The organism is Lentilactobacillus buchneri (assembly GCF_018314255.1).
GTDB lineage: Bacteria > Bacillota > Bacilli > Lactobacillales > Lactobacillaceae > Lentilactobacillus > Lentilactobacillus buchneri.
On record NZ_CP073066.1, the window covers coordinates 1,603,783 to 1,625,121 of the forward strand.

21 protein-coding genes are annotated in these 21,339 nt (G+C 45.7%); 12 read left to right on the top strand and 9 right to left on the bottom strand.

Annotated features, from left to right (window positions below; translation table 11 throughout):
- Positions 1 to 133 precede the first annotated feature (133 nt).
- The 4 genes from KE627_RS07525 to KE627_RS07540 form a co-directional block, all read right to left on the bottom strand.
- Entirely contained in the window at positions 134 to 607 is a 474-nt protein-coding gene (locus KE627_RS07525) for an S-ribosylhomocysteine lyase (protein WP_013727169.1), read from the bottom strand.
- Between the two features lie 409 nt (positions 608 to 1,016).
- On the bottom strand, positions 1,017 to 1,694 hold the full coding sequence (locus KE627_RS07530; protein WP_056938851.1) for a TetR/AcrR family transcriptional regulator: 678 nt from the start codon (positions 1,692 to 1,694) through the stop codon (positions 1,017 to 1,019).
- Positions 1,695 to 1,703: 9 nt separating this feature from the next.
- A complete protein-coding gene (locus tag KE627_RS07535) occupies positions 1,704 to 2,873 on the bottom strand; it encodes an ABC transporter permease (RefSeq protein ID WP_013727171.1) in 1,170 nt (389 codons plus the stop codon).
- Positions 2,851 to 3,588 (bottom strand): ABC transporter ATP-binding protein, encoded by a 738-nt coding sequence (locus tag KE627_RS07540; RefSeq protein WP_013727172.1) that lies wholly within the window; start codon positions 3,586 to 3,588, stop codon positions 2,851 to 2,853. Before KE627_RS07540 ends, KE627_RS07535 begins: the two co-directional genes overlap by 23 nt.
- A gap of 300 nt (positions 3,589 to 3,888) precedes the next feature.
- Between KE627_RS07540 and KE627_RS07545 the strand changes: the two genes are divergently transcribed.
- From KE627_RS07545 to KE627_RS07575, 7 genes are all read left to right on the top strand, one after another.
- On the top strand, positions 3,889 to 5,262 hold the full coding sequence (locus tag KE627_RS07545; protein ID WP_013727173.1) for a cytosine permease: 1,374 nt from the start codon (positions 3,889 to 3,891) through the stop codon (positions 5,260 to 5,262).
- Position 5,263: 1 nt separating this feature from the next.
- The gene (locus tag KE627_RS07550; RefSeq protein ID WP_013727174.1) at positions 5,264 to 5,863 is read left to right on the top strand and encodes a pentapeptide repeat-containing protein; all 600 of its coding nucleotides are present in this window, start codon (positions 5,264 to 5,266) and stop codon (positions 5,861 to 5,863) included.
- A 122-nt stretch (positions 5,864 to 5,985) separates the two neighbouring features.
- The gene (locus tag KE627_RS07555) at positions 5,986 to 6,861 is read left to right on the top strand and encodes an energy-coupling factor transporter transmembrane component T (RefSeq protein WP_153108638.1); all 876 of its coding nucleotides are present in this window, start codon (positions 5,986 to 5,988) and stop codon (positions 6,859 to 6,861) included.
- Positions 6,849 to 8,510: an ABC transporter ATP-binding protein gene (locus KE627_RS07560; RefSeq protein WP_013727176.1), complete on the top strand. Its 1,662-nt coding sequence runs from the start codon at positions 6,849 to 6,851 to the stop codon at positions 8,508 to 8,510. Before KE627_RS07555 ends, KE627_RS07560 begins: the two co-directional genes overlap by 13 nt.
- Positions 8,500 to 9,210 (top strand): ECF transporter S component, encoded by a 711-nt coding sequence (locus KE627_RS07565; RefSeq protein ID WP_013727177.1) that lies wholly within the window; start codon positions 8,500 to 8,502, stop codon positions 9,208 to 9,210. The genes KE627_RS07560 and KE627_RS07565 overlap by 11 nt, the downstream gene beginning before the upstream one ends.
- Positions 9,211 to 9,226: 16 nt before the next feature.
- The gene (locus tag KE627_RS07570; protein WP_013727178.1) at positions 9,227 to 10,273 is read left to right on the top strand and encodes a prenyltransferase/squalene oxidase repeat-containing protein; all 1,047 of its coding nucleotides are present in this window, start codon (positions 9,227 to 9,229) and stop codon (positions 10,271 to 10,273) included.
- Positions 10,274 to 10,290: 17 nt separating this feature from the next.
- Positions 10,291 to 10,992: a DUF4430 domain-containing protein gene (locus tag KE627_RS07575; protein ID WP_013727179.1), complete on the top strand. Its 702-nt coding sequence runs from the start codon at positions 10,291 to 10,293 to the stop codon at positions 10,990 to 10,992.
- 265 nt (positions 10,993 to 11,257) lie between these two features.
- Here the strand turns inward: KE627_RS07575 and KE627_RS07580 are convergent, their stop codons facing one another.
- The 3 genes from KE627_RS07580 to KE627_RS07590 are packed head-to-tail and all read right to left on the bottom strand — an operon-like array spanning position 11,258 to position 14,142.
- Positions 11,258 to 12,223, bottom strand: coding sequence for an electron transfer flavoprotein subunit alpha/FixB family protein (locus tag KE627_RS07580; RefSeq protein ID WP_056938852.1), 966 nt, complete (start codon positions 12,221 to 12,223; stop codon positions 11,258 to 11,260).
- Positions 12,224 to 12,236: 13 nt separating this feature from the next.
- Complete coding sequence (locus tag KE627_RS07585) at positions 12,237 to 13,010, bottom strand: electron transfer flavoprotein subunit beta/FixA family protein (protein WP_013727180.1); 774 nt, start codon at positions 13,008 to 13,010, stop codon at positions 12,237 to 12,239.
- 13 nt (positions 13,011 to 13,023) lie between these two features.
- The gene (locus KE627_RS07590; RefSeq protein ID WP_013727181.1) at positions 13,024 to 14,142 is read right to left on the bottom strand and encodes an acyl-CoA dehydrogenase family protein; all 1,119 of its coding nucleotides are present in this window, start codon (positions 14,140 to 14,142) and stop codon (positions 13,024 to 13,026) included.
- A gap of 176 nt (positions 14,143 to 14,318) precedes the next feature.
- Between KE627_RS07590 and KE627_RS07595 the strand changes: the two genes are divergently transcribed.
- Positions 14,319 to 15,176 carry a helix-turn-helix domain-containing protein gene (locus tag KE627_RS07595; RefSeq protein ID WP_013727182.1) on the top strand — a complete coding sequence of 286 codons (858 nt, stop codon included), beginning with the start codon at positions 14,319 to 14,321 and terminating at the stop codon, positions 15,174 to 15,176.
- 270 nt (positions 15,177 to 15,446) lie between these two features.
- Here KE627_RS07595 and KE627_RS07600 read toward each other — a convergent pair whose 3' ends face one another.
- Together KE627_RS07600 and KE627_RS07605 are read right to left on the bottom strand one after the other, a co-directional pair.
- Positions 15,447 to 16,313, bottom strand: coding sequence for a tyrosine-protein phosphatase (locus tag KE627_RS07600; protein ID WP_056938853.1), 867 nt, complete (start codon positions 16,311 to 16,313; stop codon positions 15,447 to 15,449).
- Positions 16,314 to 16,352: 39 nt separating this feature from the next.
- Positions 16,353 to 16,946 (bottom strand): NAD(P)H-dependent oxidoreductase, encoded by a 594-nt coding sequence (locus tag KE627_RS07605; protein WP_056938854.1) that lies wholly within the window; start codon positions 16,944 to 16,946, stop codon positions 16,353 to 16,355.
- A gap of 115 nt (positions 16,947 to 17,061) precedes the next feature.
- On the opposite strand from KE627_RS07605, the gene KE627_RS07610 reads away from it, so the two are divergent.
- The 4 genes from KE627_RS07610 to KE627_RS07625 all read left to right on the top strand — a co-directional run bounded on the left by KE627_RS07610 (position 17,062) and on the right by KE627_RS07625 (position 21,225).
- The gene (locus tag KE627_RS07610; protein WP_013727184.1) at positions 17,062 to 17,547 is read left to right on the top strand and encodes a MarR family winged helix-turn-helix transcriptional regulator; all 486 of its coding nucleotides are present in this window, start codon (positions 17,062 to 17,064) and stop codon (positions 17,545 to 17,547) included.
- A gap of 136 nt (positions 17,548 to 17,683) precedes the next feature.
- The gene (locus tag KE627_RS07615; RefSeq protein ID WP_056938855.1) at positions 17,684 to 19,276 is read left to right on the top strand and encodes an Nramp family divalent metal transporter; all 1,593 of its coding nucleotides are present in this window, start codon (positions 17,684 to 17,686) and stop codon (positions 19,274 to 19,276) included.
- Between the two features lie 72 nt (positions 19,277 to 19,348).
- A complete protein-coding gene (locus tag KE627_RS07620) occupies positions 19,349 to 19,795 on the top strand; it encodes a universal stress protein (RefSeq protein ID WP_013727186.1) in 447 nt (148 codons plus the stop codon).
- 80 nt (positions 19,796 to 19,875) lie between these two features.
- Entirely contained in the window at positions 19,876 to 21,225 is a 1,350-nt protein-coding gene (locus tag KE627_RS07625) for an MFS transporter (protein ID WP_013727187.1), read from the top strand.
- Positions 21,226 to 21,339 lie beyond the last annotated feature (114 nt).

Here is a 21,339-nt window from a genome sequence, read left to right on the forward strand (position 1 = left end):
CCCCAAAGAGCACGTTTCATCAAAGTAAAAGTGAGTGTGCCAGCAGCAGGTCTCAGCATTTATTTAACAATGCCTTTTGATGAAGACTCGTTGCCAACTAAAATTAAGCGAAACAAATACGTTTCACAAACCCCTAAATCACGTGCCGCTCATATGGGTCATTGGAAATCCCCTCAGCCAAAATCTTCTTGCTCCATTCTTTGGCCGAAAACAGTGAGTGGTCGCGGTAATTGCCGCAACTGTATTTATCAACGCCGGGAACGTCTTTCCATTCAACTTGGTTGGCAATTTCATCCAATGAACCTTTTAAGGCCTCGGCGACTTCGGTAGTACTGTGTTCCCCCCAGGTAATCAAATGAAATCCCGTCCGGCAGCCGAATGGTGAACAGTCAATGACGCCATCCAAGCGATCCCGCAGTAAACTGGCCAGTAAGTGTTCAATTGTGTGTAAGCCGGCAGTTGGAACGGCGGTTTCATTTGGCTGGGTCAATCGCAGGTCAAAATTTGAGACCACGTCTCCTTTGGGGCCGGTCTCTGTGGTAATTAAACGAACGTACGGTGCTTTAACCTTTGTGTGATCCAATGTAAAACTTTCAACTTTTGCCATAAATGATCAATCTCCCATAACATTTAATTTGTTTTTAATGCTAATATCACCATCCGAAGTTGAGGACACAAAAAAACATCCGTCCCTCGCATCAGAATTAATCTGACGGAGGGGCGAATGTTTCGCTTTACCACCCTGAATTTGTCTTGGCCTCACAACCAACACCTCTGAAAGTACCAGACTTCGATACTCGGCGATGTAACGGTCGCACCCGGGGTTCAAGCGTTAACTCGAAACCGCTATTCAGAGTTCATGTTCGTTAGCTTATGAACCATCCTTTTTCACCGACCGGATTCTCTAAGGGTTCGTTCACTAATTACTCTTCTCTTCAGAGCTTTAATTTACTAGCATTAAAATTTAGTGATAATACTAGTCGTAGTTCTAATGATTGTCAACCTGATATGCTAAATTATTTATTATCCGGCGAAAGGCCCTTGACCAAAAACTCGACAGCTTGGTCAATATCCCGGTCCAAATCGACTTTCCGATCAAGTAATATAATTTGGGCACCAAAGCCGGCACCAATTGAAAGAACGTACTCCAAAATTCGGGAGGTCTCCCAGTCCACCAAGAGGTGGCGTTCTTTGAGCTGATCAATCACCTTAGGAATAGTGGTGGTCAGCACAGCCTTAACTGGAACGACCAATTCTGACAATAATTGGGGATCGTTGACGGCCTGCATAAATAAAATTTTGAGGATTTGCTTGTTTTCGCTGGCAAAGGTCAATCGATTTTTTAAAGTCGGCTTTAAGAATTCTGCCAAGCTATCGTACTTGAAACGCTTGAGGTCTTCTGAGAACTCTTGGGCAGCTCTGGGAACGGTTTGCGAAAATAATGGCTGAACAACGGCTTGGAGCAGCTGTTCTTTGGTTTTGAATCGTTTGTAAACCGTGCCTTGACTAACGCCTGCTCTTTCGGCAATGTCCGCCGTCGTTGTGGCTTCAAATCCTTTGGCCGCAAACAAGTCCAAGCAGGCTTTCAGCACCTGTTTTTGTTTTTGGGGTAAATCTTTTGTGGAATCAATATCTTCCGAATAAGTGGAATCAATATCTTCCGAATAAAATGACTGAATCGAAGTTGATGCCATGTTAATCACCTACACTTTCCGATACTTGCGCATTCCAATCATATTTAAAGCAATGAAGGCGACCAAGAATGCTAGGATAGCTGTAAATTGTGGGACAATTGCCGAAAAGTTGGCCTGCTTTTGAATGACGTCGGTTAACGCACTGGCCCCGTAATACAGCGGCATGATATGGGCGATAACCTGCAGCCAGCCTGCCATGTTGGCAACTGGGATCAAACCTGAGAAGAAAATTTGTGGAATAACGACAATGGGAATGAACTGGACCATTTGAAATTCTGAAGCGGCAAAGGTCGAAACAAACAGCCCCATCGACAGCGCAACCATTGCTAAAGCAAAACAGATCAATAAGACGACCCAGATGCTGCCAAGAATGGAGATCCCTAAGACATAGATACAGAATAACACGATCACCGCTGTTTGAATGATCGCCACAGCGCCATAACCGGTTAGGTAGCCGTAAATGATTTCACTTCGTTTAACCGGTGTTGCCAGCAGTCGGTCCAAAGTTCTGGAGTTTCGCTCATTTAACAGTGAAATTCCAGAAATTAGGAAGACAAAGAAGAAGACCATGAAGCCCAAGAACACAGGCAGCATCGTTGTGAAGAAGGTGGAATTACTCTTGCCGTAAAGATAGTGCTGGGTTAATTTCAGGTTGGTTGGCTTTTGGACGTTTTTTGGAGCGGACGCTGCCGGAATCCGACTGCTGAGGGTCGCTGGCAGCTGCTTTTTAATTTGCTGGAGCTGAGCTTGCATCTTCATTAAGCCGGCTTTGGACTGTTTCGTGGTAGAAACCAGCTGCTTAATTTGAACTTTTATCAGAGCCATCTGAACTGATTTCTTGATGATCGCGGTCTTACTCTGATCGGCATTTTGATACGTGACGACTAAGTGGCCATCAGTTTTTTTGATGAAACCGGCGTAGTCTTTGTTACGAATGGTCTTTTTTGCTGAAACATTCGAATCCATCCGATGAATTTTGATGTGCTTGTTGTCGATTGTTTTGACCAATGAACTAGACACATTATAGGTGCCGATGTCTGCGACCGTGTTGGTATTTGACTGAAATAAGAAATACATCAATGACAGGATGAACAGCGGCGCAATAAACATTAACGCAAGCGTTCGTTTATCGCGGAACATTTCCACAAAGATACGTTTAGTGATTGTTAGAATTCTCATTTGATTTCCCCGCTTTCAAAAAGACCTGTTCCAAATTATCCACGTCGTATTCTTTTTCCAAACTGGTGGGTGACCCGTGGGTGATGATGTGACCTTCGCGAATCATCAATAGTTCGTCACATTCAGCCGCATCTTCCATGACGTGAGTGGTGATGATAATTGACTTGCCGGCTTGGGCATATTTTCTGAGTTCATCCCAAATCTGGCGGCGAAGTTCCGGGTCGATGCCGACTGTTGGTTCATCCAAAATTAACAAATCCGGATCTTGAATTAAACTGATGGCAAGTGATAATCGGCGCTTCATACCACCGGAATAATTACTGACCCGTTTGTCCAAATCCTGGTTTAAATTGACAACGCCTGCCGTGTAGTCAATCCGTTGCTTCAGCTGCTCTTTTTTGACACCGAACAGTTGAGCAAAAAATTTGAGATTTTCCTTGCCGGTCAAACTTTCATATAGGGCATCATCCTGAGCCATAAAGCCGATTCGCTGCAGGACGGGGCGATTGGGCATTCGTTTACCAAAAATAGTCACTTCGCCACCGTCGGGCTGTTCCATGCCCATGATATTTTTGATAATCGTTGTCTTGCCAGCTCCTGATGGCCCAATTAAACCCAAAATCTCATGGCTTGAGGCAGTTAGGTTAACATCATGTAAAATTCGTTTTTTATTGAAGCTTTTATCGACGTGAGTCACTGTTACAACAGCATCCATAGTTGATTCCTCCTTTTGTGAGTGAGTGCTAACTCATTTACGACTTCAGCATACCCCATTCAAAGTGAGTGTCAACTCACAAATTGCTTTTCTTGCCGGTCTCACGTATAATGACATTAAAATTTAGTCCTTTAAATAGTCCAGCGAGTCTGTCAAGGAAGCCATTAGTGAACGTTGTTTTTACCAGCAATAGTCTGGGAATGAGCACTTCGACTCGTTGTGGGTTGAAGTGCTTTTTTATTTGCTAATGAGCATTTTAGTTTGCTTGGAATGATTTAAAGGACAACAAGGAGATCTATCATGGAAGACAAAAGTTTCGGTCGCGTTGAGTCCATCCCAAAGGCTCATCGGCATCAATCCTATTGGGATATGTTTGCTACTTGGGTGGGGGCGAATGCGAATAATGGTACTTGGTATGTTGGCGGGGTTATCGCTGCTTGTGGGTTTGCGACGGCTTCGACGACTCTGATTATCGTAGGTGTGATTACATATTTTTTACTGGCATTATCCGGCTATATGGGGTACGAAACCGGTTTGCCCGCAATGGCCTTAACCCGAGCTTCGTTTGGCCTCAAAGGCAGTTTCCTGCCATCGGTGATTAATGTCGTCCAATTTATCGGCTGGGCCGCCGTGAATACGTTTATCGCGGCCACATCGATCAGTTATATTCTCCACGATGTCTTGGGTTGGCCGGTATACGGCAAGCCGGGCGGCCTGAAAGGGTTGATCTCAGGAATTGTGGTGATGAGTATTCTGCATTTATTGAGTATCTCGATGGGTGAAAAATCAGTCCGGATCATCGAGCGAATTGGGATTGTCTTAGTTTTCATCTTGGTAATCTGGGAATCTATCGTTGTTTTCCAAAATGTGTCGTTATCTGAAATTGTCTCTTGGCATGCACCCAGTGCCTTGAAGATGTCACCAGGTCAAGCCGTTGATGTCCTAGCTGCCTTTAATTTAGCCTGGGTAACAGCTGCCAGTGATTTCACCCGCTTTTCTAAGAAGCGTTCCAGCTCCACTTGGGCACCGTTCTTTGGCGCCAATCTGGGATTGATCTGGTTTGCGATGATCGGAATCATTTCAACGATCGCGACTGCCATTACCCTGAATCATTTTGATGCCAATAATTCAGACCCATCAACGATTGCCAGCAAACTTGGCTTGGGTGTCTTGGCGATGCTTGTCATCATCATTACCAGTACCACCGCAAATGCCGTTAACCTGATGTCTGCCGGATCTGCGTTGACCAATATGACTAAACGATTATCCTTGACTGTCAGTATTGTGCTGGTGACCTTGGTGGCCGTCTTTGTGACCTTCATTCCCATTTTCTACTCAACATTCCTGAACGTTTTCACTGCCTTTTTGGACGGCATCGGGATGTTCTTAGGACCCGAAATCGCCATTTTTCTGACCGACTTTTATCTGGTTGCCAAACGGAAATATCGAGTTGACCATTTTGCCTCCCGGACCGGTCAATATTGGTATACTGGTGGTATTAACTGGATTGCGATTGCTTCATGGCTGATCGCTGTCCTTGCATACGGATACATTAAAACGGTGGCCGTGTTGGCGGACTCAGTCGGCGCAACCTTCATTTCGATGTTGATTGCTGCCGTCATTTATTGGGTCGGCAGTCGATTGACCAGTCGCAGTCAACTTCAGGAGGATTAGAGTGGCAACTTTTACCAAACAAACCTTGTCTTTGGATGACGTTGAACCGGACAATGAATACGTGAACTGTACGTTGACGGTTTCTAACGAGCTGATTCGGATTAATGACGTTGTGTTTGACCACTGCCAGTTCGAGCAGAGCAACTTTGACGGCAGTGATTGGGGCTACGTGGAATTTAAAGGCTGCAATTTCCTAAACGCGACTTTCCACAAGAGTTATTTCTCCAACTGCAAATTCACGAATGTGCAGCTGATGGGGGCTGATTTTTCGATGGAAACGCTGCTTAAGAAATGTCAATTTCATGATTCTAACCTGCACTATGCCAACTTTAGTGAAACTAAAATGGAAGCCAGCTTCTTTATGGACTGTAATCTGGTCGAAAGTAGTTTTCAGGCAGTGAGTGTCAAGAAAGAATTATCCTTTAACGCCTGTGAAATTAACCAAATCGACTTCTTGGACACGCGAATGAAGGGGATCGATTTGTCTCAAGCCCGCTTTGACGACTTAATTGTGAATCCCGAGTTGATCAAGGGCTTAAAAATCAATCCTTGGCAGGCAGGGCAGATTGTCGCTATGCTGGGTGTGATTGTTGTCGATTAGCTTTAATTAAATATTTTCTGGGATTCCTTCAATTTCGAGTGGCAGCTGATGATATAATAATCACTCAGGGTCAACATCGATTTGAAAGGGGACGTCCAGCCGTGAATAAATTGCCGACACGAATGACATTTTTTTATCAACTTCATCCAGTCGTTTCGGCAGTTTATTTTTTTGAGGCGATTTTGAGTCTGCTCTTGTTTAACCATTTGGCGACGGCATTGACCGGTTATGTAGGATTACTGTTGGTGGGCATTTTTTATACCGGACAATCAGCGGTATGGCGGCAATTCAAGTGGAATTTGAGCTTATTATTGATGATCGTCTTTTTTAATGTGTTGTTAAATCAGCGGTTTGGGCCGATCCTCTGTCAGTTTTCCGTGGGTGATGTGTCATTCAAACTCACCTTGCCGGCACTGCTATACGGTGTCGTTATGGGGTTGATGTTAGTTGAGATGCTCATGGCTTTTGCTGTTCTGAACGTCATTTTACCGGCGCCTAAATTGGTATATGTCTTGTCACCAGTGACGCCGAAACTGGGCTTATTAGTGGTTATGTCAATGAATTTAGTGAAAACTTTTAGCCACACCCTGGCTAGTTTGGCGATGCTCCAGCAGACGCGAAACGTTCAGGATAACGGTGGCGGGGTACTTAGTCGCATCCGGAATGCTGGTCGCCTGTTGCGGATTTTATTGGAGGACGCACTCGCATCGGGGATGGAAACTGCCCGATTAATGGACGCCAGGGGATTCGGGGTTGGTAAGCGGACTCACTACCGGGCCTACCATTGGAAGGTCAGTGACTGGGCATTTATGATTGCGTCGACCTTGATTTTTGTCTGGGCCGTGGTTTCCCGAATTCAGTCAGCCGGTTGGTCGACATCAGTCGGCGAATTCACCCGTGGCTGGATGAGCCAGGATCTGGTTGCCTTATCCGGGCTGGGAGGATTACTATTATTACCGCTGGCGGCCGAAGGAGTGTATCGCGCATGGACAAATTAATTGAAACTAGACAGCTCACATTTACATATCCCGATGCTTCCATCCCAGTCTTGCAAGGGGTTAATTTGACCATCAACCGAGGGGAGTTTATCGTCATCGCCGGGGCGACTGGCAGCGGTAAAACCACGTTAATTAATCATTTCAAAAAAGAACTGCTCCCCAATGGCCACCGAAGCGGCAAGGTATTGGTTAAGCAGCAAGCCATTACGGATCTTTCCAAATTAGCCAGCGCTAAAACAATTGGGTACGTTGGGCAAGATCCCACTACTCAGCCGATTATGACAACGGTGATTGACGAGCTGGCGTTCGGCCTTGAAAATATCGGTATCAAGAGCGCTGAAATTGAACGGCGGATCGCCGAATTGGCTAATTATTTGGGCCTGGACGAACTACTGCACCAAGATATGCATGAACTGTCCGGTGGTCAATTGCAACTGGTTAATTTGGCCTCGGTGTTAATTTTGCGGCCGGAAGTGCTTTTGTTCGATGAACCGACTGCCCAACTGGATCCGCTTTCCAGCCGGCATTTTTTTGATGTTTTGGAACGGATTCATCAAGAGCTGGGAATGACGATTGTAATGACCGAGCATAACTTGGGAACCGCATTGGGATTGGCTGACCGGATGATCCTCTTACAAAATCAGCGGGTTACTTTTCAAGGGCAGCCGGCAGTCGGCATTCCGAAGATGATGACAGATCCCGATCTGGCGGCTTTTGTGCCAGCTGTGTCGCGGCTATTTTTGGATAATCATCTTGAGACAACCGGGCTGCCAATTTCCGTTGCCGCCGGTCAGGCAGCTATCAGCAAGCACCACCTGGAGTTCACCGCTCACACGGACCAGCCGATGGTCGTCGAGTCGTCAACGACCATCTTAGCAGCCAAAGAGATCTCGTTTTCATTCGACAAACAGGTAAATGTGGTTGATCATTTGAACTTGCAATTACCTGCTGGCGACTGGCTTTCGATTGTCGGCAAGAACGGCTCTGGCAAGTCAACGCTGTTAACGATGCTGGCTGGCTTGCGAGTTCCACAGCATGGAAAAATTACTTTTAACAATCAAAAGGTCTGGCGGATTCCAACAGCAGCCAGAATCCAGCAGCTTTCTTTTCTCTCTCAAACCCCGGCCCTGCAGTTTGGGGCTGAAACGGTCCAAGAGGAGTTGCACCAGCAAGCTGCCGAACTTCAGCTAGAATTTCCCGACAAACAGGTTAAAATGATAGTTGACCGATTGCAACTTAACGATCTGCTTGACCAAAGTCCATTTGATTTGAGCAGCGGCCAACAACAGCTGTTGGGGATTGCCATTGCGTTACTGGCTAACCCGAAATTGTTAATCTTGGATGAACCGACTAAGGGGCTTGATCCGATGGCCAAACAAGCTTTGGGACAGTTATTGACGACCATCAACCAGGCTGGAACGACCATCCTGATGGCCAGTCACGATATGGAATTTTGCGCGGCATACTCACTGCACTGCGCCTTCATGTTTGACGGCCATTTGAACACAGTCTTACCAACCAGATCGTTTTTTTCTGGGAATTTCTTTTTTACCACCGCGATTAATCGGCTGCTGAGAAGGCAGGTGCCCGATGCAATGCTGGTGAGTGACGTTAGATTATCTGAAGGGACGAGTGAACATGTCGAATAAGCGGCGAGCCAAAGTGATCGGTCAAATATTGCTCGTCTCGGTGTTGATCGCCGGGTTTTTGGTATTGACGACGTTACTGAAAAATAAGCATTTTTTGTTGTTTAGCTTCATGCTTTTGTTATGTAGTATTTTGCCGGCCTATTGGCGGTTTGAGCGCGAGCCGTTAAAGACCCAAACGCTAATGTTTTTGGCGATTCTGATTGCCTTGGCGGTCGCCGGCAGAGTGCCGTTCGCCTCGCTTCCCAGTGTTCAGGCTGCCAGCTTTGTCATTATCCTCGGCGGGATTTCGCTGGGACCGGAGCTGGGGTTTGTGACCGGCTCGACCACCGCCTTAGTTTCAAATATGTTCTTGGGACAGGGACCTTGGACGCCGTGGCAGATGTTTGCCTGGGGATTGATGGGCTTGACTGCCGGGCTGATTGGCCGGACTCAGCTTCGCCACAAGGTAATGCCAATGATTATCTTTGGCGGTGTCTGGGGATTTGTCTACGGCTGGATCATGGATCTGTGGTTTGCCTTGGCATATGTCAATCCGCTGACCATGAAGTCCTTTATTTTGGCCTTTACCGCCAGCGCCGGTTTCGATCTTGTGCACTGTCTTTCCAACGTTGTCTTAATTGCATTGTTGTATCGTTCCTGGGAAAAATTAATTGACCGACTGAATCGGAAATATAATTTTTTACCAACCAAAACTCATTAAAGGGATGGAATCTATCATGAAATCAATCAAGAAATTAATCACCTTATCGATGACTGGCCTCTTATTGGCTGGTGCTGCTGCACCACTCACAAATGTCCATGCTGCCGGCGCCAAGACTGCTTCTAGTTCTTATCAGGCTTCAAAGGCCAAGGCCAGTTACAGCTATGCCAAGAAGATGCTGGCTAAGAATCGAACTGGCTTTTCTGGTAAGACAAGTTACATATTTAGTAAAAAGGCATATCCAACAACCGGTGCCGTCTATGGCTACTCGGACTTTCTCTTGGGATTGAAAGGGTTGGGCTACAAATTTACCAAGGCTCAACGGACCAAGGTTGCCGACAGTTTGGTATTGAACCGTAAGAGTACGGCTGCCGATTTGGCGACCGCAATTATTGCCACCCGTGCCGTTGGTTTGAACCCGCAAAAGCTGCATCAAACCGGCGCTAAAACGAACTTGAACCTGGTCAGCGCGCTTTATCACCGTTCGATGACCAAGCAAACTGTCAACGTTCAAAGCCAGGCGCTGATTGCTTTATCAACTGGTTCGTATCAACGACCAAGCAATGCCAAATTTTCCAAGACCAGCTTGAGCAACGCCATCGTTAAGAATCAGTTGAGCAATAATGGCTGGGCGTATAATAATCAAGCTGCCAGTGCTGACAGCGACACCACCGCGATGGCAGTAACGGCCCTTGCTCGGAGTAAATCGACCAGTTCCGCCGTCACGTCTGCAATCACGAAGGGCCAGAGTTATCTCAAAGATGCTGTCTATCCAAACGGGGCGTTTGGTTATGCTTATAAGGGCAAGACTTTCCCGAACGCTAATTCAACTGCAGAAGCGATCATTGCCTTCTCAACCAAACAAAAGACGGTCAAATTGGTGAATAGCGTCTTCAAATCAGGCCAGACTACCTCTCCAATGCGGGCAATGATGAGCTACGTTCGGTCAACCGGCTCGATTAAGGGGGCTGCTACTCAAACGTTAGGAGTCGGCCAGGTCAATTTGGCAAACGCCGCTTATCGGCAAGCCTTGGCACACCGATCGGTTTATTCAATTAAGTAAGATTAAAGGATGAGTTTATGAAAAAAGCAATTGGAATTGTCATTGGTGTGATTTTGGTGTTGGGGATGGCATTTGGCGTCAGGGAGGTCATCGCAAATCAGGCCGCCCAGCATCCTCGAACCGAGAAAGCCGCTAAGATGGATTCGGGCAGTCAGCCAAAGGCCACCTCAAGTTCTCAAGTGAGCCATCCAGTTAAGGCGAGAAAAGCCAAAGACAAAGGTTCCCAGGCAAAGCATCAATCACAAGCCAAAAAGGCCAGTCAATCAAGCACTGCTGACTCGTCGTCAAGTAGTCAAGTTACCAGTAACAAGCCCAGCAGTTCGAGCTCGAAATCACAGACAAAACAGGCAGTAACCAATAAGCCTAAATCGACTTCTAAGCAGTCTCGGCCAAAGCAAAAAGCCTCACCAGCGTCAACTGGTAAGGCTTATCTAAAGGTTTCCGGATACAAAAAGCTGTTTTATTCTGGCAATTTGCACATTATTAAGAAGACGACCGCGTTTACATTGCTCCAGCAAACCAAGCTGAAGATCACCTACACCAGTAGCCCGGCAATCTACGTCAGTGCCATCAATGGGCTGAAAGAAAACGACATTAAGGTCGGCAGCGGCTGGATGTACTCGGTGAACGGCAAGTACGTTGATAAGTCAGCTGGTGATAAGTTGATTAAACCGGGAGATAAGGTTCACTGGTACTTTACGACGGAGGGATTCAAGTAGAGCGCGACAAGCAACGGGTGATGCGGTGTGTAAGGCTGAAAAGATTAAAATCCTGGTCTTGGATTTAAATCTTTTCAGCCTTACACACCGCATCAGTTGCGTCGGAGCGTGTTTTCAAAGCAGAAGGGAGCACCAAAGAGAATAACAACCGTGCTCCAGCGCGCCAGAATCCATTTCAAAGCAAAATAACCCTAACTACACCACTACAAAGCCGGCAGCGATGAACAAATTTCGTTCATCACTGCCGGTTTTGTGTTATCAATTATTATCGGACTTGAGCAGTTAAAGCAGTCAAAAAATCGGTGACATCACCGACATAGGCAAAGTCTGACTCATCGAAAATCGGGGCGTCTTTGTCAATGTTGACAGAGACAATTTTCTTGGCATTTTTGATACCAACCGTGTATTGAACAGCACCTGAGATTCCCAAATTAATCAACAGGTCGGCTGAGAGGCTGGCGCCACCAATCCCAATTTGATCATCATGGGTGAACTCGTCTTCGTCAGTGAGAGGGCGAGAAACGCCAACCATTCCGCCAAGCTTGGCAGCTAAATCCTGTGCCAGTTGAATATTTTTTGCGCTGTAAGCGCCTCGGCCAAGGGCGATCACGACTTTAGCATCGTCGAGTTTGGAGGAGCTGTTGATGATCGGGTCAGTGGCGATGATTTGGCTGTTTCCTTCTTTGTGGAAGGTAAAGCTGGCCTTAACCACCTTGGTCTGGGAATCAGTCACTCTTTCAGCACGGAAAGTATTTGGCCGAACCGTTACCATTTGAGGCCGCTTTTCCGGGCAGACAATGTCACACATCACGTTGTCGCCATAGGTCGGTTTGACCTGAACCAGTAGGTCATTTTCGTAAAAAATATCCAAACAGTCACCGGTTAAGCCAGTCTGGAGTTTGGCCTGCAGCCGCGGCGCAATTGATCGGCCTAAAATGGTTGCCGGAAACAAGAGGCTGTTGGGGCGATTTTGATCAAGTACTTGGAATAGAGCATCAGCGATTTCTTCATCGGTTGCGTTAGTAAAGTGATCATCGACCAAAGTTTCAACTCGGTCGGGTCCATAAGCTTGTAGGCTATTTTCAGCCTTGATTGTCGAGGCTTCAGGAAGCACGGCAACCACTTTTCTGCCGTCAGCAATGGCTTTGGCCTTGGTGATCAATTGCAGGCTGGTTGGTTCGATTCTGGAGCCGACGGTTTCAACATATACCCAAATTTCGTTATTATCCATTTTTGTGCTCCTCTCAGTCCAATTGACTCAAGAGTTCAGAAACTGCTTGAGCGGGGTCTGGTGACAATGTGACTGTTTGTTTAACATCCTTGGTTGGTGCATAAACTTTGGTCACTTTCGTTGGTGATCCAGCCTGGCCAATTTTTGCCAGGTCAAGGTTCAAATCGGCTTCAGTCCAAGTGGTAATTGGCTTTTCAAAACTTTCTTTGATATTGACTGGCGTTTCATAACGCGGCGTATTGAGTTCTTTGCGGACAGTCACCACAGCAGGCAGGGTCAGCTTGATATCTTGGACGGCGGAGTCAAGTTGGCGTTTGGCCACCAGTGTCTTCTCTGAGTCCAAATCCAAGGTTTCTGCAAAAGTCACTTGGGGGAACTGCAAGAATTCCGCCACAATCGGGCCAACCTGACCAGTGTCAGCGTCGACAGACTGTCTGCCGAATAGGATTAAGTCGACATCGCCAATTGCTTCGATTGCTTTGGCCAGCGTGTAGCCGGTAGCCAAAGTGTCAGCCCCACCGAATGCCCGGGAACTCACCAAAACAGCCCGGTCGGCGCCCATAGCCATTCCATCTCGAAGTGAGGTTGTGTAACTATCCGGCCCCATACTGAGAAGGATAACTTCGCCACCGGCTTGATCACGAAGCTGAAGGGCAGCTTCAATTGCATTTTTATCAAATGGATTAATAATGCCCTGGATTCCTGAACGAACCAGGTTATTTGTGTTTGGATCAATTTTAACTGAATCGGTTTCTGGAACTTGTTTAATCCCGACAACGATTTTCATAGTGCGGACTCCTTTACTTGGCAATCTCTGCGTTGGTAATTTCTAAATTCATCTTTTCAATGGTACCTTCAGCCAATTCCATTGCTCGGGCATCTCTGATGAGGTGTTCGACTGGATATTCATGGCTGTATCCATACCCGCCAAGAATCTGCAGGGCTTTATCACCGGATGCAACAGCTGATCGGCTGCCGTACGATTTTGCCATGGCGGCAACTTCCGCATATGGCTTGTTGGCGACCTTGTTATCGGCACCTTTCTGATACAGCGCGGTGGTGTTTTCTTTGGCAATTGCGATATCAGCGATCTTTTCCTGAGTGACTTGGAGTTGGTAGAGCGGTGTGTCCATAGCCTTTCGCTCTTTGGAGTAGTTCACGGCGGTTTGTAGCTCGTGTTCCATAATTCCGGCTAGAACGGCGCCCATCAAAACTCGTGCGTCAGCGTGGGCATTGTCGCCAATTTCCAATCCTTGTCCGATTCTTCCCAATAAATGACTATCAGGAACAACCACGTGGTTAAGGACAACTTCGCCGACAGGCACGCCCTTGAGGCCAATAAAATCTTCCCGCTTGCCGAATTTGAATCCCGGCATGTCCTTGTCAACGACGAAGACGGCCATTTGGTCATCCTCAGTCTTAGCGAGGACGCAGTAGACTTCTGCTAGGCCACCATTGGTAATCATGATTTTGTCACCGGTGATCACCCAGTTGTCACCCTGTTTGATTGCCCGAGTGGCGATGCCCTTAGGATTCGAGCCGCCGGATGGTTCGGTCATCGAGAAGGCAAAAATTCGTTTGGCTGCACTTGGAAGGTATTCGTCATTCAATGATTTATTCCCATATTTGATAAACTGTTCGATCGTTTTGAAATGGCCTTCAAGAGTTACGGCCATGCTGGCGTTACCTGTGGCCATTTTCTCAAGGGATTCGGCAGCTGCTTGGTAATCAAAGGCTGCACCGCCATATTCTCTTGGCAGGGTGATGCCAAGCAAGCCCGTGTTAACGACCTTTTGAAATAAGCCGTCCGGATAGTTACCGGCACGATCAATCTCCATATCGAGCGGTGCCAATTCGTTGGCCGTAAACTCCTTAATCATTTGAATCAGCATTTTAGTTTGATCATTTGTTATCGACATATTGAGTCCTCCTGTGCATACTTTCACAATACTTTATATTCCAAAATTATATATCCTAATATTCCTAATGTCAATATATAAATGGAATATTTAGCAATCTTATTTGGCGTCACATTATATAATATGGTAATATTAAGTTATTATTTTATCCGAATCGGCCAGGAGGCTTGATAATAGTGAACATCCAAAGATTTATTGATCGCAGAAAAGAACTCGGTTATTCCCAAAGCGAGTTGGCTAAGGGGATTTGTACCCAGGCCACGATCAGCAAATTTGAGAACAACGGCAAAATGATCTCCACTAAGATCCTGACGCAGTTATGCCAGCGGTTGGGACTTTCCTTGAACGATATTTTCCCCAGCGAGGCCGACAGTGATTCAGCGGTTCGAGCGGAATTGCGGCGGGCCGAATTTGATTTAATTACCACTGAATATGATGATGCGTTGGGAATTTTACGATCGCTTGAAATTGATCAAATTGATGATAAACAAATCCAAATGGAATATTTATTTATCCGCGGATATGCACTGGCTTTAAGCAAACGAGATGTTGATGAGGCGATTTTTTGCTTCGACCAGATTTTGAATGGCTATGACGAGGCCCACACGACGGTTTATTCACCGCTGGCATACGTGGGGATGGGGATTTCCTACCAACAGGCTGGCAATTTTGACAAAGCTGAGTTTTATTTTTCCAAGATGCCGGAACGGTTGAAGACCAATGCAAATAAAGACGTTGATTCGGTGTGGAAATCATTGACGATGCTGTTTTACACCGGCAATTTTTATGCGGCCAGAAATGAAATCGAGATCAGTAATATGCTGCTACAGTCTTTGATTAATCTCAGTTCGGATCGGCACGTAACTTTTTATGTGGCTCGGGCTCAGTATCAATTGGCGGATAACGAATATTCGGTCAATGGCAAAACCCAGCGCTTCTCCGAACTTATTAGTGACGCCTTTGCGTTCGCCCGATTTAATCGGAATCGGAATTTAATTAAGCAGATTGATTTGTATGCTAAAAAAAGAGTGTAGAGTGTGAAAGAGGACGTTTAGCAATTGAAATTTAAGCGCCGCTGGACGGAAACCGAGTCAGGTTTTCGGCTGGCGGCGCTTAAATTTCAATTGCTGTCCTCTTTCACACGTTTAATCCAAATCACAGTAAAACACCAGGAAACCGAGTCAGGTTTTCGGCTGAAGCGGCTTAAATTTCGACTGCTGTCCTCTTTCACACGTTTAAACTAAATAACAGTGGAGCTAAAGAGAGGCCCAGACATAACTTACAATTAGTTGTGTCCGGGCCTCTCATTTCGTCAAATATTGGTTTCGCAATTGCCGAATATCATGATTCGACAACCGCATTTGCTGATGTAAATAATGCTTCATTGTGCCATCACAGTGGTAAATCGCTGAATAGGCGGCATTCAAATAGGCTGATCGAGCGGTTTTTGAACGTTTCAGGTTCCTGAGCACGGTTGGGTTATGCGTATAACGGGCCATCTGTCGATATTCTTTGGCCGTCGTTTTCTTCAGATAATGGTTCGATGCCAAATAGTTTTTCATAATGGTCGTTTTGGGAACGCCAAGACTTGAAAGAATCAGCATGGTCGCTACACCGGTGCGATATTTGCCATATGTGCAGTGATAGAGAATCGCATCGGATCTTTGCTTGAGCAGATAATGAAACATCGTGCGATAAGCCTTAACACAGTGGGACTCAAGAACCATTTTCTGATAAAATTGTTCCATAAAATTTGGCTGTTTGGCAGCTAACTGACCGGCATACTGAGAAGTCGTGTGGACGCCGAAATTTGGGCTGCTCATGACGGATAGGTGGAGATGACGAACCCCAGAAATTTTGGCATCTGGTGTTCGTTTGATTTCACCACTTGAGCGGAAATCCAAGATGACCTTAACGTGCTGCTTATAAAGTAGCCATTTATCGTGATGATTTAATCGGGTTAGCGCAGCCGATCGGATGAGTCGATTTTGGCGAATGTGCTGACCATTTTTCGTCCGAATCCCACCGAGATCGTGGGCATTGGGCGTGGTCGTGAGATGAATGGTGGAGCCTAATGAAGGAGTGTTGTTGGCAGAACAAATCGCAAAATTAGCAGTGAGTATCACTGTCACTAGTAATGTCCGACTCATGATTTGACTCAATGACTTCATCCACTCACCCCCAACATTCATTATAGGACTGGGCAGTCATCATGACAGAAATTTTTGGATGTGGGCCAAATCCGCCTGGCGCTTTTGTGGTGATTCATCTTCAGCGTTGAAGTTGTGCCACTTGATTTTCTTGAGACCGATCTTTTTGAATGTGCCCGTGGCCAAGGCCTTCATAATGGGATTACCATATTTGAGTTTATAGAGAAACGTTGGTGTGCCGGCAATTGTGAAGATCCGGATGATTGGATTCTTTTCCAGGACCACTCTGGGATGCATGGATACCGCCCGGTTCTTGCTAAAAACTTTATCAATGAAACCCTTGGTCATCGCCGGCATCAGCTCCCACCAAATTGGGAAAATAAAAATAATTTCATCGGCGGTTTTTAGGCGTTCGAAATAACGGTCAACTTGGTCGTTAATCGGTGTCCGTGTTCGCCAGGCACTCAGGTCTTTTGCGTGCATCACCGGGTCGAAGTGATCTTGATTCAAGTCGATGACATCAACCTCGTGGCCTTGGGCAGTTAAATAATTGATCGTTTGTTTGGCAACCGCTGCACTATAGCTGCGATGGTGGGGCTCGTTATTTGCAGCCGACAGGGTGTAAGGGTGGTCAAATATAATGACATATTTCATATTAGAAACCTCTTTTTTAAAATTGACAGTTTGACTTTCCAAAATACATTCCAAGGAATATAATTAGTATAAGCTCCGATGATGAAAAGTCAATATATATTCCGAGGAATTTAAAATGAAAAAGAAAAATGCAATTGAACAAATCAAGAACCAACTAGAAATATTTAGAAGTCATGATGTTGATCGTGAGATCCTGACGGCCATCAGGCAAAACGATCGGTTAAACGCTGCTCTGGCCAATGGCATTACCATTAACGATCTGCATATTATTCGCGCTGCTGCTGCCAAGGATGGTGTGAAGATTTCCGCGATTGTCGACCAGGTACCCATGACGCAAGGCGCCGTTTCCAAAGCCGTCAACAAGCTAGCTGAAAGGGGCCTGCTTCAAAAATCGCACCACCCTGATAACCGCAAGGACACGTTTGTAGAACTCACGGCGCCTGGGGAAACTATTAATCAAATTCATAGCGACTACCATGGTCAAGAAGAGGCCAAACTGGCTGAGTTAGCCGACAGTTATTCAAAAAATGAACTGGAGATGATTGCAGAATTTGTCACCAGCCTCAATCAAATCCGGCAAAATAATTCTGAATTGAAGTAACCGGTTTCTTCTTTACTATATCAAAAACTCCTGTCTACTGCTTATAAAAAGAAAGTTAGGTTTCCCTAATTAAAGATTTACAAGTCTAGAAAATATGCTACCATTAGATTTGTACAGAAGATAAGGAGGTAATGGGATGTCAAAAGAAAAAAAGTCCCAAAAGGAACATTTGATTCATTACGCCAATGGGCCTTCACTGGAAGAAATTAACGGAACCGTGGTTGTGCCCAAAGGCAAGGGATTCTGGCGTACGCTATTTGGTTATTCCGGTCCCGGCGCGTTAGTTGCAGTCGGTTACATGGATCCTGGTAACTGGTCGACTTCAATCACCGGTGGTCAGAATTTTGAATACCTGTTAATGTCCGTCATCTTAATGTCGAGTTTAATTGCCATGTTGCTTCAGTATATGGCGGCTAAACTGGGCATTGTGACTCAGATGGACTTGGCCCAGGCGATTAGAGCCCGGACAAGCAAATCGCTGGGGTATGTTTTGTGGATTCTAACCGAACTGGCAATTATGGCGACTGATATTGCCGAAGTCATCGGTGCCGCGATTGCGTTGTATCTGTTATTCCACATTCCGTTGGTCATTTCAGTATTTATTACCGTATTTGATGTTCTGCTATTATTATTGTTGACCAAAATTGGCTTCCGTAAAATTGAGGCCATTGTTGTTTGTTTAATTTGTGTGATCTTTGTGGTGTTTGCCTATGAAGTGATCCTGTCTGATCCTGATTGGCTCGGGGTCTTTAAGGGCTTGGTTCCAAATGGCGAGACCTTCTCTTCGTCTCCTCAAATTGGCGGTCAAACGCCACTGACTGGTGCACTTGGGATCATTGGAGCGACAGTTATGCCCCATAATCTGTATCTCCACTCAGCTGTTTCACAGACTCGTAAGGTGGATCACAGTGATGAAGAAGATGTTGCCCGAACCGTTCGTTTCTCAACTTGGGATTCTAACATTCAATTATCAATGGCATTCTTGGTGAACTCACTGCTATTGATTATGGGAGTTGCCGTCTTCAAGAGTGGGGCAGTTAAAGATCCGTCATTCTTCGGACTGTTCCAGGCACTTTCGGATCCTTCGACCTTAAGTAATGGTGTTCTGATTACGGTTGCCAAGTCAGGGATTTTATCGATTTTGTTTGCGGTCGCTTTACTAGCGTCAGGTCAGAATTCCACTATCACTGGTACCTTAACCGGACAAGTTATCATGGAAGGGTTCATCCACATGAAAATGCCGCTTTGGATGCGCCGGTTGGTGACTCGTTTGATTTCGGTGGTTCCAGTTTTGATTTGTGTGGGTATGACGAGTCGTGAAACCCCGATTCAGCAGCACGAAGCGTTGAACACCCTGATGAATAATTCTCAGGTCTTCTTGGCGTTTGCCCTGCCATTCTCGATGCTGCCGTTATTGATGTTTACCAATAACTCGTTAGAAATGCATGACCGTTTCAAAAACTCGTGGATTGTTAAGATTCTTGGCTGGTTCTCTGTTATCGCCCTGACGACTTTGAATATGAAAGGTCTTCCTGGCCAATTCGAAGCATTTCTAGGTGATCATCCAACCCAGAGCCAAATTTCAATGGCTGATAATGCCTCGTACGTCGTTATTGTCTTGGTCGTTGCTTTATTGGTATGGATGATTTGGGATATCCACAAGAGCAACAAGCGTTTTGAAGCAGCAGCTGCCGAAGCTGAAAGCAAAGCAGCCGAGGCGGAGAAATAATAGTATAATAATCAATTGAAAGAGATTTCTTTTGTACCCAAATAATTCATCATCAAGAAGGGATGTTACAAAATGGCAAATACTGAAGGCGGTCAAAAATTCGATCGAATTCTTGTGGGTGTTGATGATTCGGAAGATGCCCAATTAGCATTTAGATATGCAATTCGTGAAGCTCGTCAATCCAATGCACGTTTGATCATTACTTCAATTTTGGAAGACGATAACGTTAACGTTTTCCAAGCATTAAGCAAAGATTTTGTTCATGGGGAGCGTTCAGCGCTTGCCAAGCATATTGAAGACTATCGGCAATTAGCTTTACGTGCCGGTGTTAAGCAAGTGGATACGGTCATCGAGGAAGGCGATCCCGGCGAGACAATCGTCAAACGGGTTATTCCGGCTACCAAGGCCGACCTGCTGATTGTCGGTTCACTTTCTAAGACCGGTGTGCGTAAGTACTTTGGTTCGCAAGCAGCCTATATGGCTAAGTACTCACCAATCTCAGTGATGATTGTCCGTTAATCGGATTTAAAAATGATTTTAAAACAGGATCGGGAAGAATATTTCCGGTCCTATTTTGTTAGACACTAGGGGGAATAATCTTGGAGTTAACAGAAAAAAGCCGCAGGTGGTTCATTGCCACATTACTGTTGGGAACATTTACGATGTCAATCAGTCAGTCGTCACTATCGACTGCCTATCCGACATTTATGAGGTATTTTGATCTGCCGGCCAGCACGATTGCTTGGCTGACGACGGGGTTTATGCTGATTATGTCAGTGGTTATGCCATTATCACCATGGCTGATGAAGAACTTTCGATTTAAGCCATTATATCTTTCATTATTGGTAAACTTCGTCGTTGGAACCTTGATTATTATCTGGGCACCGAATTTCCTGGTGATGATGGTGGGTCGATTAATGGAAGGATTCAGTGTTGGGGTCTTATTTCCATCTTATCAATCGATCATACTTGAAATCACACCAACCGATCATCGTGGCAGTGTGATGGGCACTGTGGGGTTGGTCATGGGATCCGCACTGGCTGTTGGACCCATCATCTCGGGGGTCTTATTGCAATTTTTCCCGTGGGAAGCCATCTTTGCGTTCTTCTTGATTATTCTGACGGTGGTCTTTTTGTTGGCACTCAAGACCGTCATTAGTCCGTTGAAAATTGAATCAACTCAGTTTGATTTTGCTTCAGTCTTCATGTCGCTGGGAATTATTGGCTTATTGTACTTTATCAACGAAATTTCTCATATGACTGTCACTAGCTACTGGAACTGGGGGATTTTATTGGTTTCCTTGGTTCTGCTGGTCTTATTTGTTCGCCGACAATTGCGCATGCCACAGCCATTATTGCGACTGGATATTTTGTCGATCACTAACTTTGATTTGGGAGTTTTATTAACTTCATTGTCCTATATGTCCTTGATCACGGTCACCATTATCATGCCGCTATACTACCAGCAGATACTGGGATTGACGCCGTTATGGTCAGGCCTGGCACTGGTTCCTGCCGCAGCTATCTTGTCTTGGTTAAATCGACGGAGTGGCCGGCTAGCGGATCGCATTGGGTTTAAGCCAGTCATTATGATTGGTTTTGGATTATTCATCGTTGGCTGGGCAGGTTTATTGTTGCTATCAGGGTTGAAAAATATTTGGATTGCCATTCTATGTTCAATTGTAATTGAATCTGGGAATGCCTTTGCCATGATGCCGGCCACCACGCTGGGAGCCAATTCTTTAACCAACGATTTGATTCCCCACGGCTCTTCGATTATTGCGACGATTAGGCAAATTTTGGGGTCGACCGCGATTGTCATTGCGACAGTTGTATTAGGAGACCGGAATTTCAACGGCGTGTTCCTCACCTTTCTCATTCTGGAAATCATTGCCATTTTCTTGGTCCTCAAAATTAAGGATACGCAACAGCAGGCGGGCAAAGCTTAATTTGGCTTTGTGAAATGAAAACTATTTTCACAAGTAATATACGTTAACCATTGCGTTCGTCAACCACTTTGAAAATCACAATGCATTTTGTTGTATCTGTTTTCACGGCATGCT

Bases quoted from the DNA above. Each gene is read 5' to 3' on its own strand.
- KE627_RS07525 (WP_013727169.1), bottom strand. From the start codon at position 607: ATGGCAAAAGTTGAAAGTTTTACATTGGATCACACAAAGGTTAAAGCA.
- KE627_RS07530 (WP_056938851.1), bottom strand. From the start codon at position 1,694: ATGGCATCAACTTCGATTCAGTCATTTTATTCGGAAGATATTGATTCC.
- KE627_RS07535 (WP_013727171.1), bottom strand. From the start codon at position 2,873: ATGAGAATTCTAACAATCACTAAACGTATCTTTGTGGAAATGTTCCGC.
- KE627_RS07540 (WP_013727172.1), bottom strand. From the start codon at position 3,588: ATGGATGCTGTTGTAACAGTGACTCACGTCGATAAAAGCTTCAATAAA.
- KE627_RS07545 (WP_013727173.1), top strand. From the start codon at position 3,889: ATGGAAGACAAAAGTTTCGGTCGCGTTGAGTCCATCCCAAAGGCTCAT.
- KE627_RS07555 (WP_153108638.1), top strand. From the start codon at position 5,986: ATGACATTTTTTTATCAACTTCATCCAGTCGTTTCGGCAGTTTATTTT.
- KE627_RS07560 (WP_013727176.1), top strand. From the start codon at position 6,849: ATGGACAAATTAATTGAAACTAGACAGCTCACATTTACATATCCCGAT.
- KE627_RS07565 (WP_013727177.1), top strand. From the start codon at position 8,500: ATGTCGAATAAGCGGCGAGCCAAAGTGATCGGTCAAATATTGCTCGTC.
- KE627_RS07570 (WP_013727178.1), top strand. From the start codon at position 9,227: ATGAAATCAATCAAGAAATTAATCACCTTATCGATGACTGGCCTCTTA.
- KE627_RS07575 (WP_013727179.1), top strand. From the start codon at position 10,291: ATGAAAAAAGCAATTGGAATTGTCATTGGTGTGATTTTGGTGTTGGGG.
- KE627_RS07580 (WP_056938852.1), bottom strand. From the start codon at position 12,223: ATGGATAATAACGAAATTTGGGTATATGTTGAAACCGTCGGCTCCAGA.
- KE627_RS07585 (WP_013727180.1), bottom strand. From the start codon at position 13,010: ATGAAAATCGTTGTCGGGATTAAACAAGTTCCAGAAACCGATTCAGTT.
- KE627_RS07590 (WP_013727181.1), bottom strand. From the start codon at position 14,142: ATGTCGATAACAAATGATCAAACTAAAATGCTGATTCAAATGATTAAG.
- KE627_RS07600 (WP_056938853.1), bottom strand. From the start codon at position 16,313: ATGAAGTCATTGAGTCAAATCATGAGTCGGACATTACTAGTGACAGTG.
- KE627_RS07605 (WP_056938854.1), bottom strand. From the start codon at position 16,946: ATGAAATATGTCATTATATTTGACCACCCTTACACCCTGTCGGCTGCA.
- KE627_RS07610 (WP_013727184.1), top strand. From the start codon at position 17,062: ATGAAAAAGAAAAATGCAATTGAACAAATCAAGAACCAACTAGAAATA.
- KE627_RS07615 (WP_056938855.1), top strand. From the start codon at position 17,684: ATGTCAAAAGAAAAAAAGTCCCAAAAGGAACATTTGATTCATTACGCC.
- KE627_RS07620 (WP_013727186.1), top strand. From the start codon at position 19,349: ATGGCAAATACTGAAGGCGGTCAAAAATTCGATCGAATTCTTGTGGGT.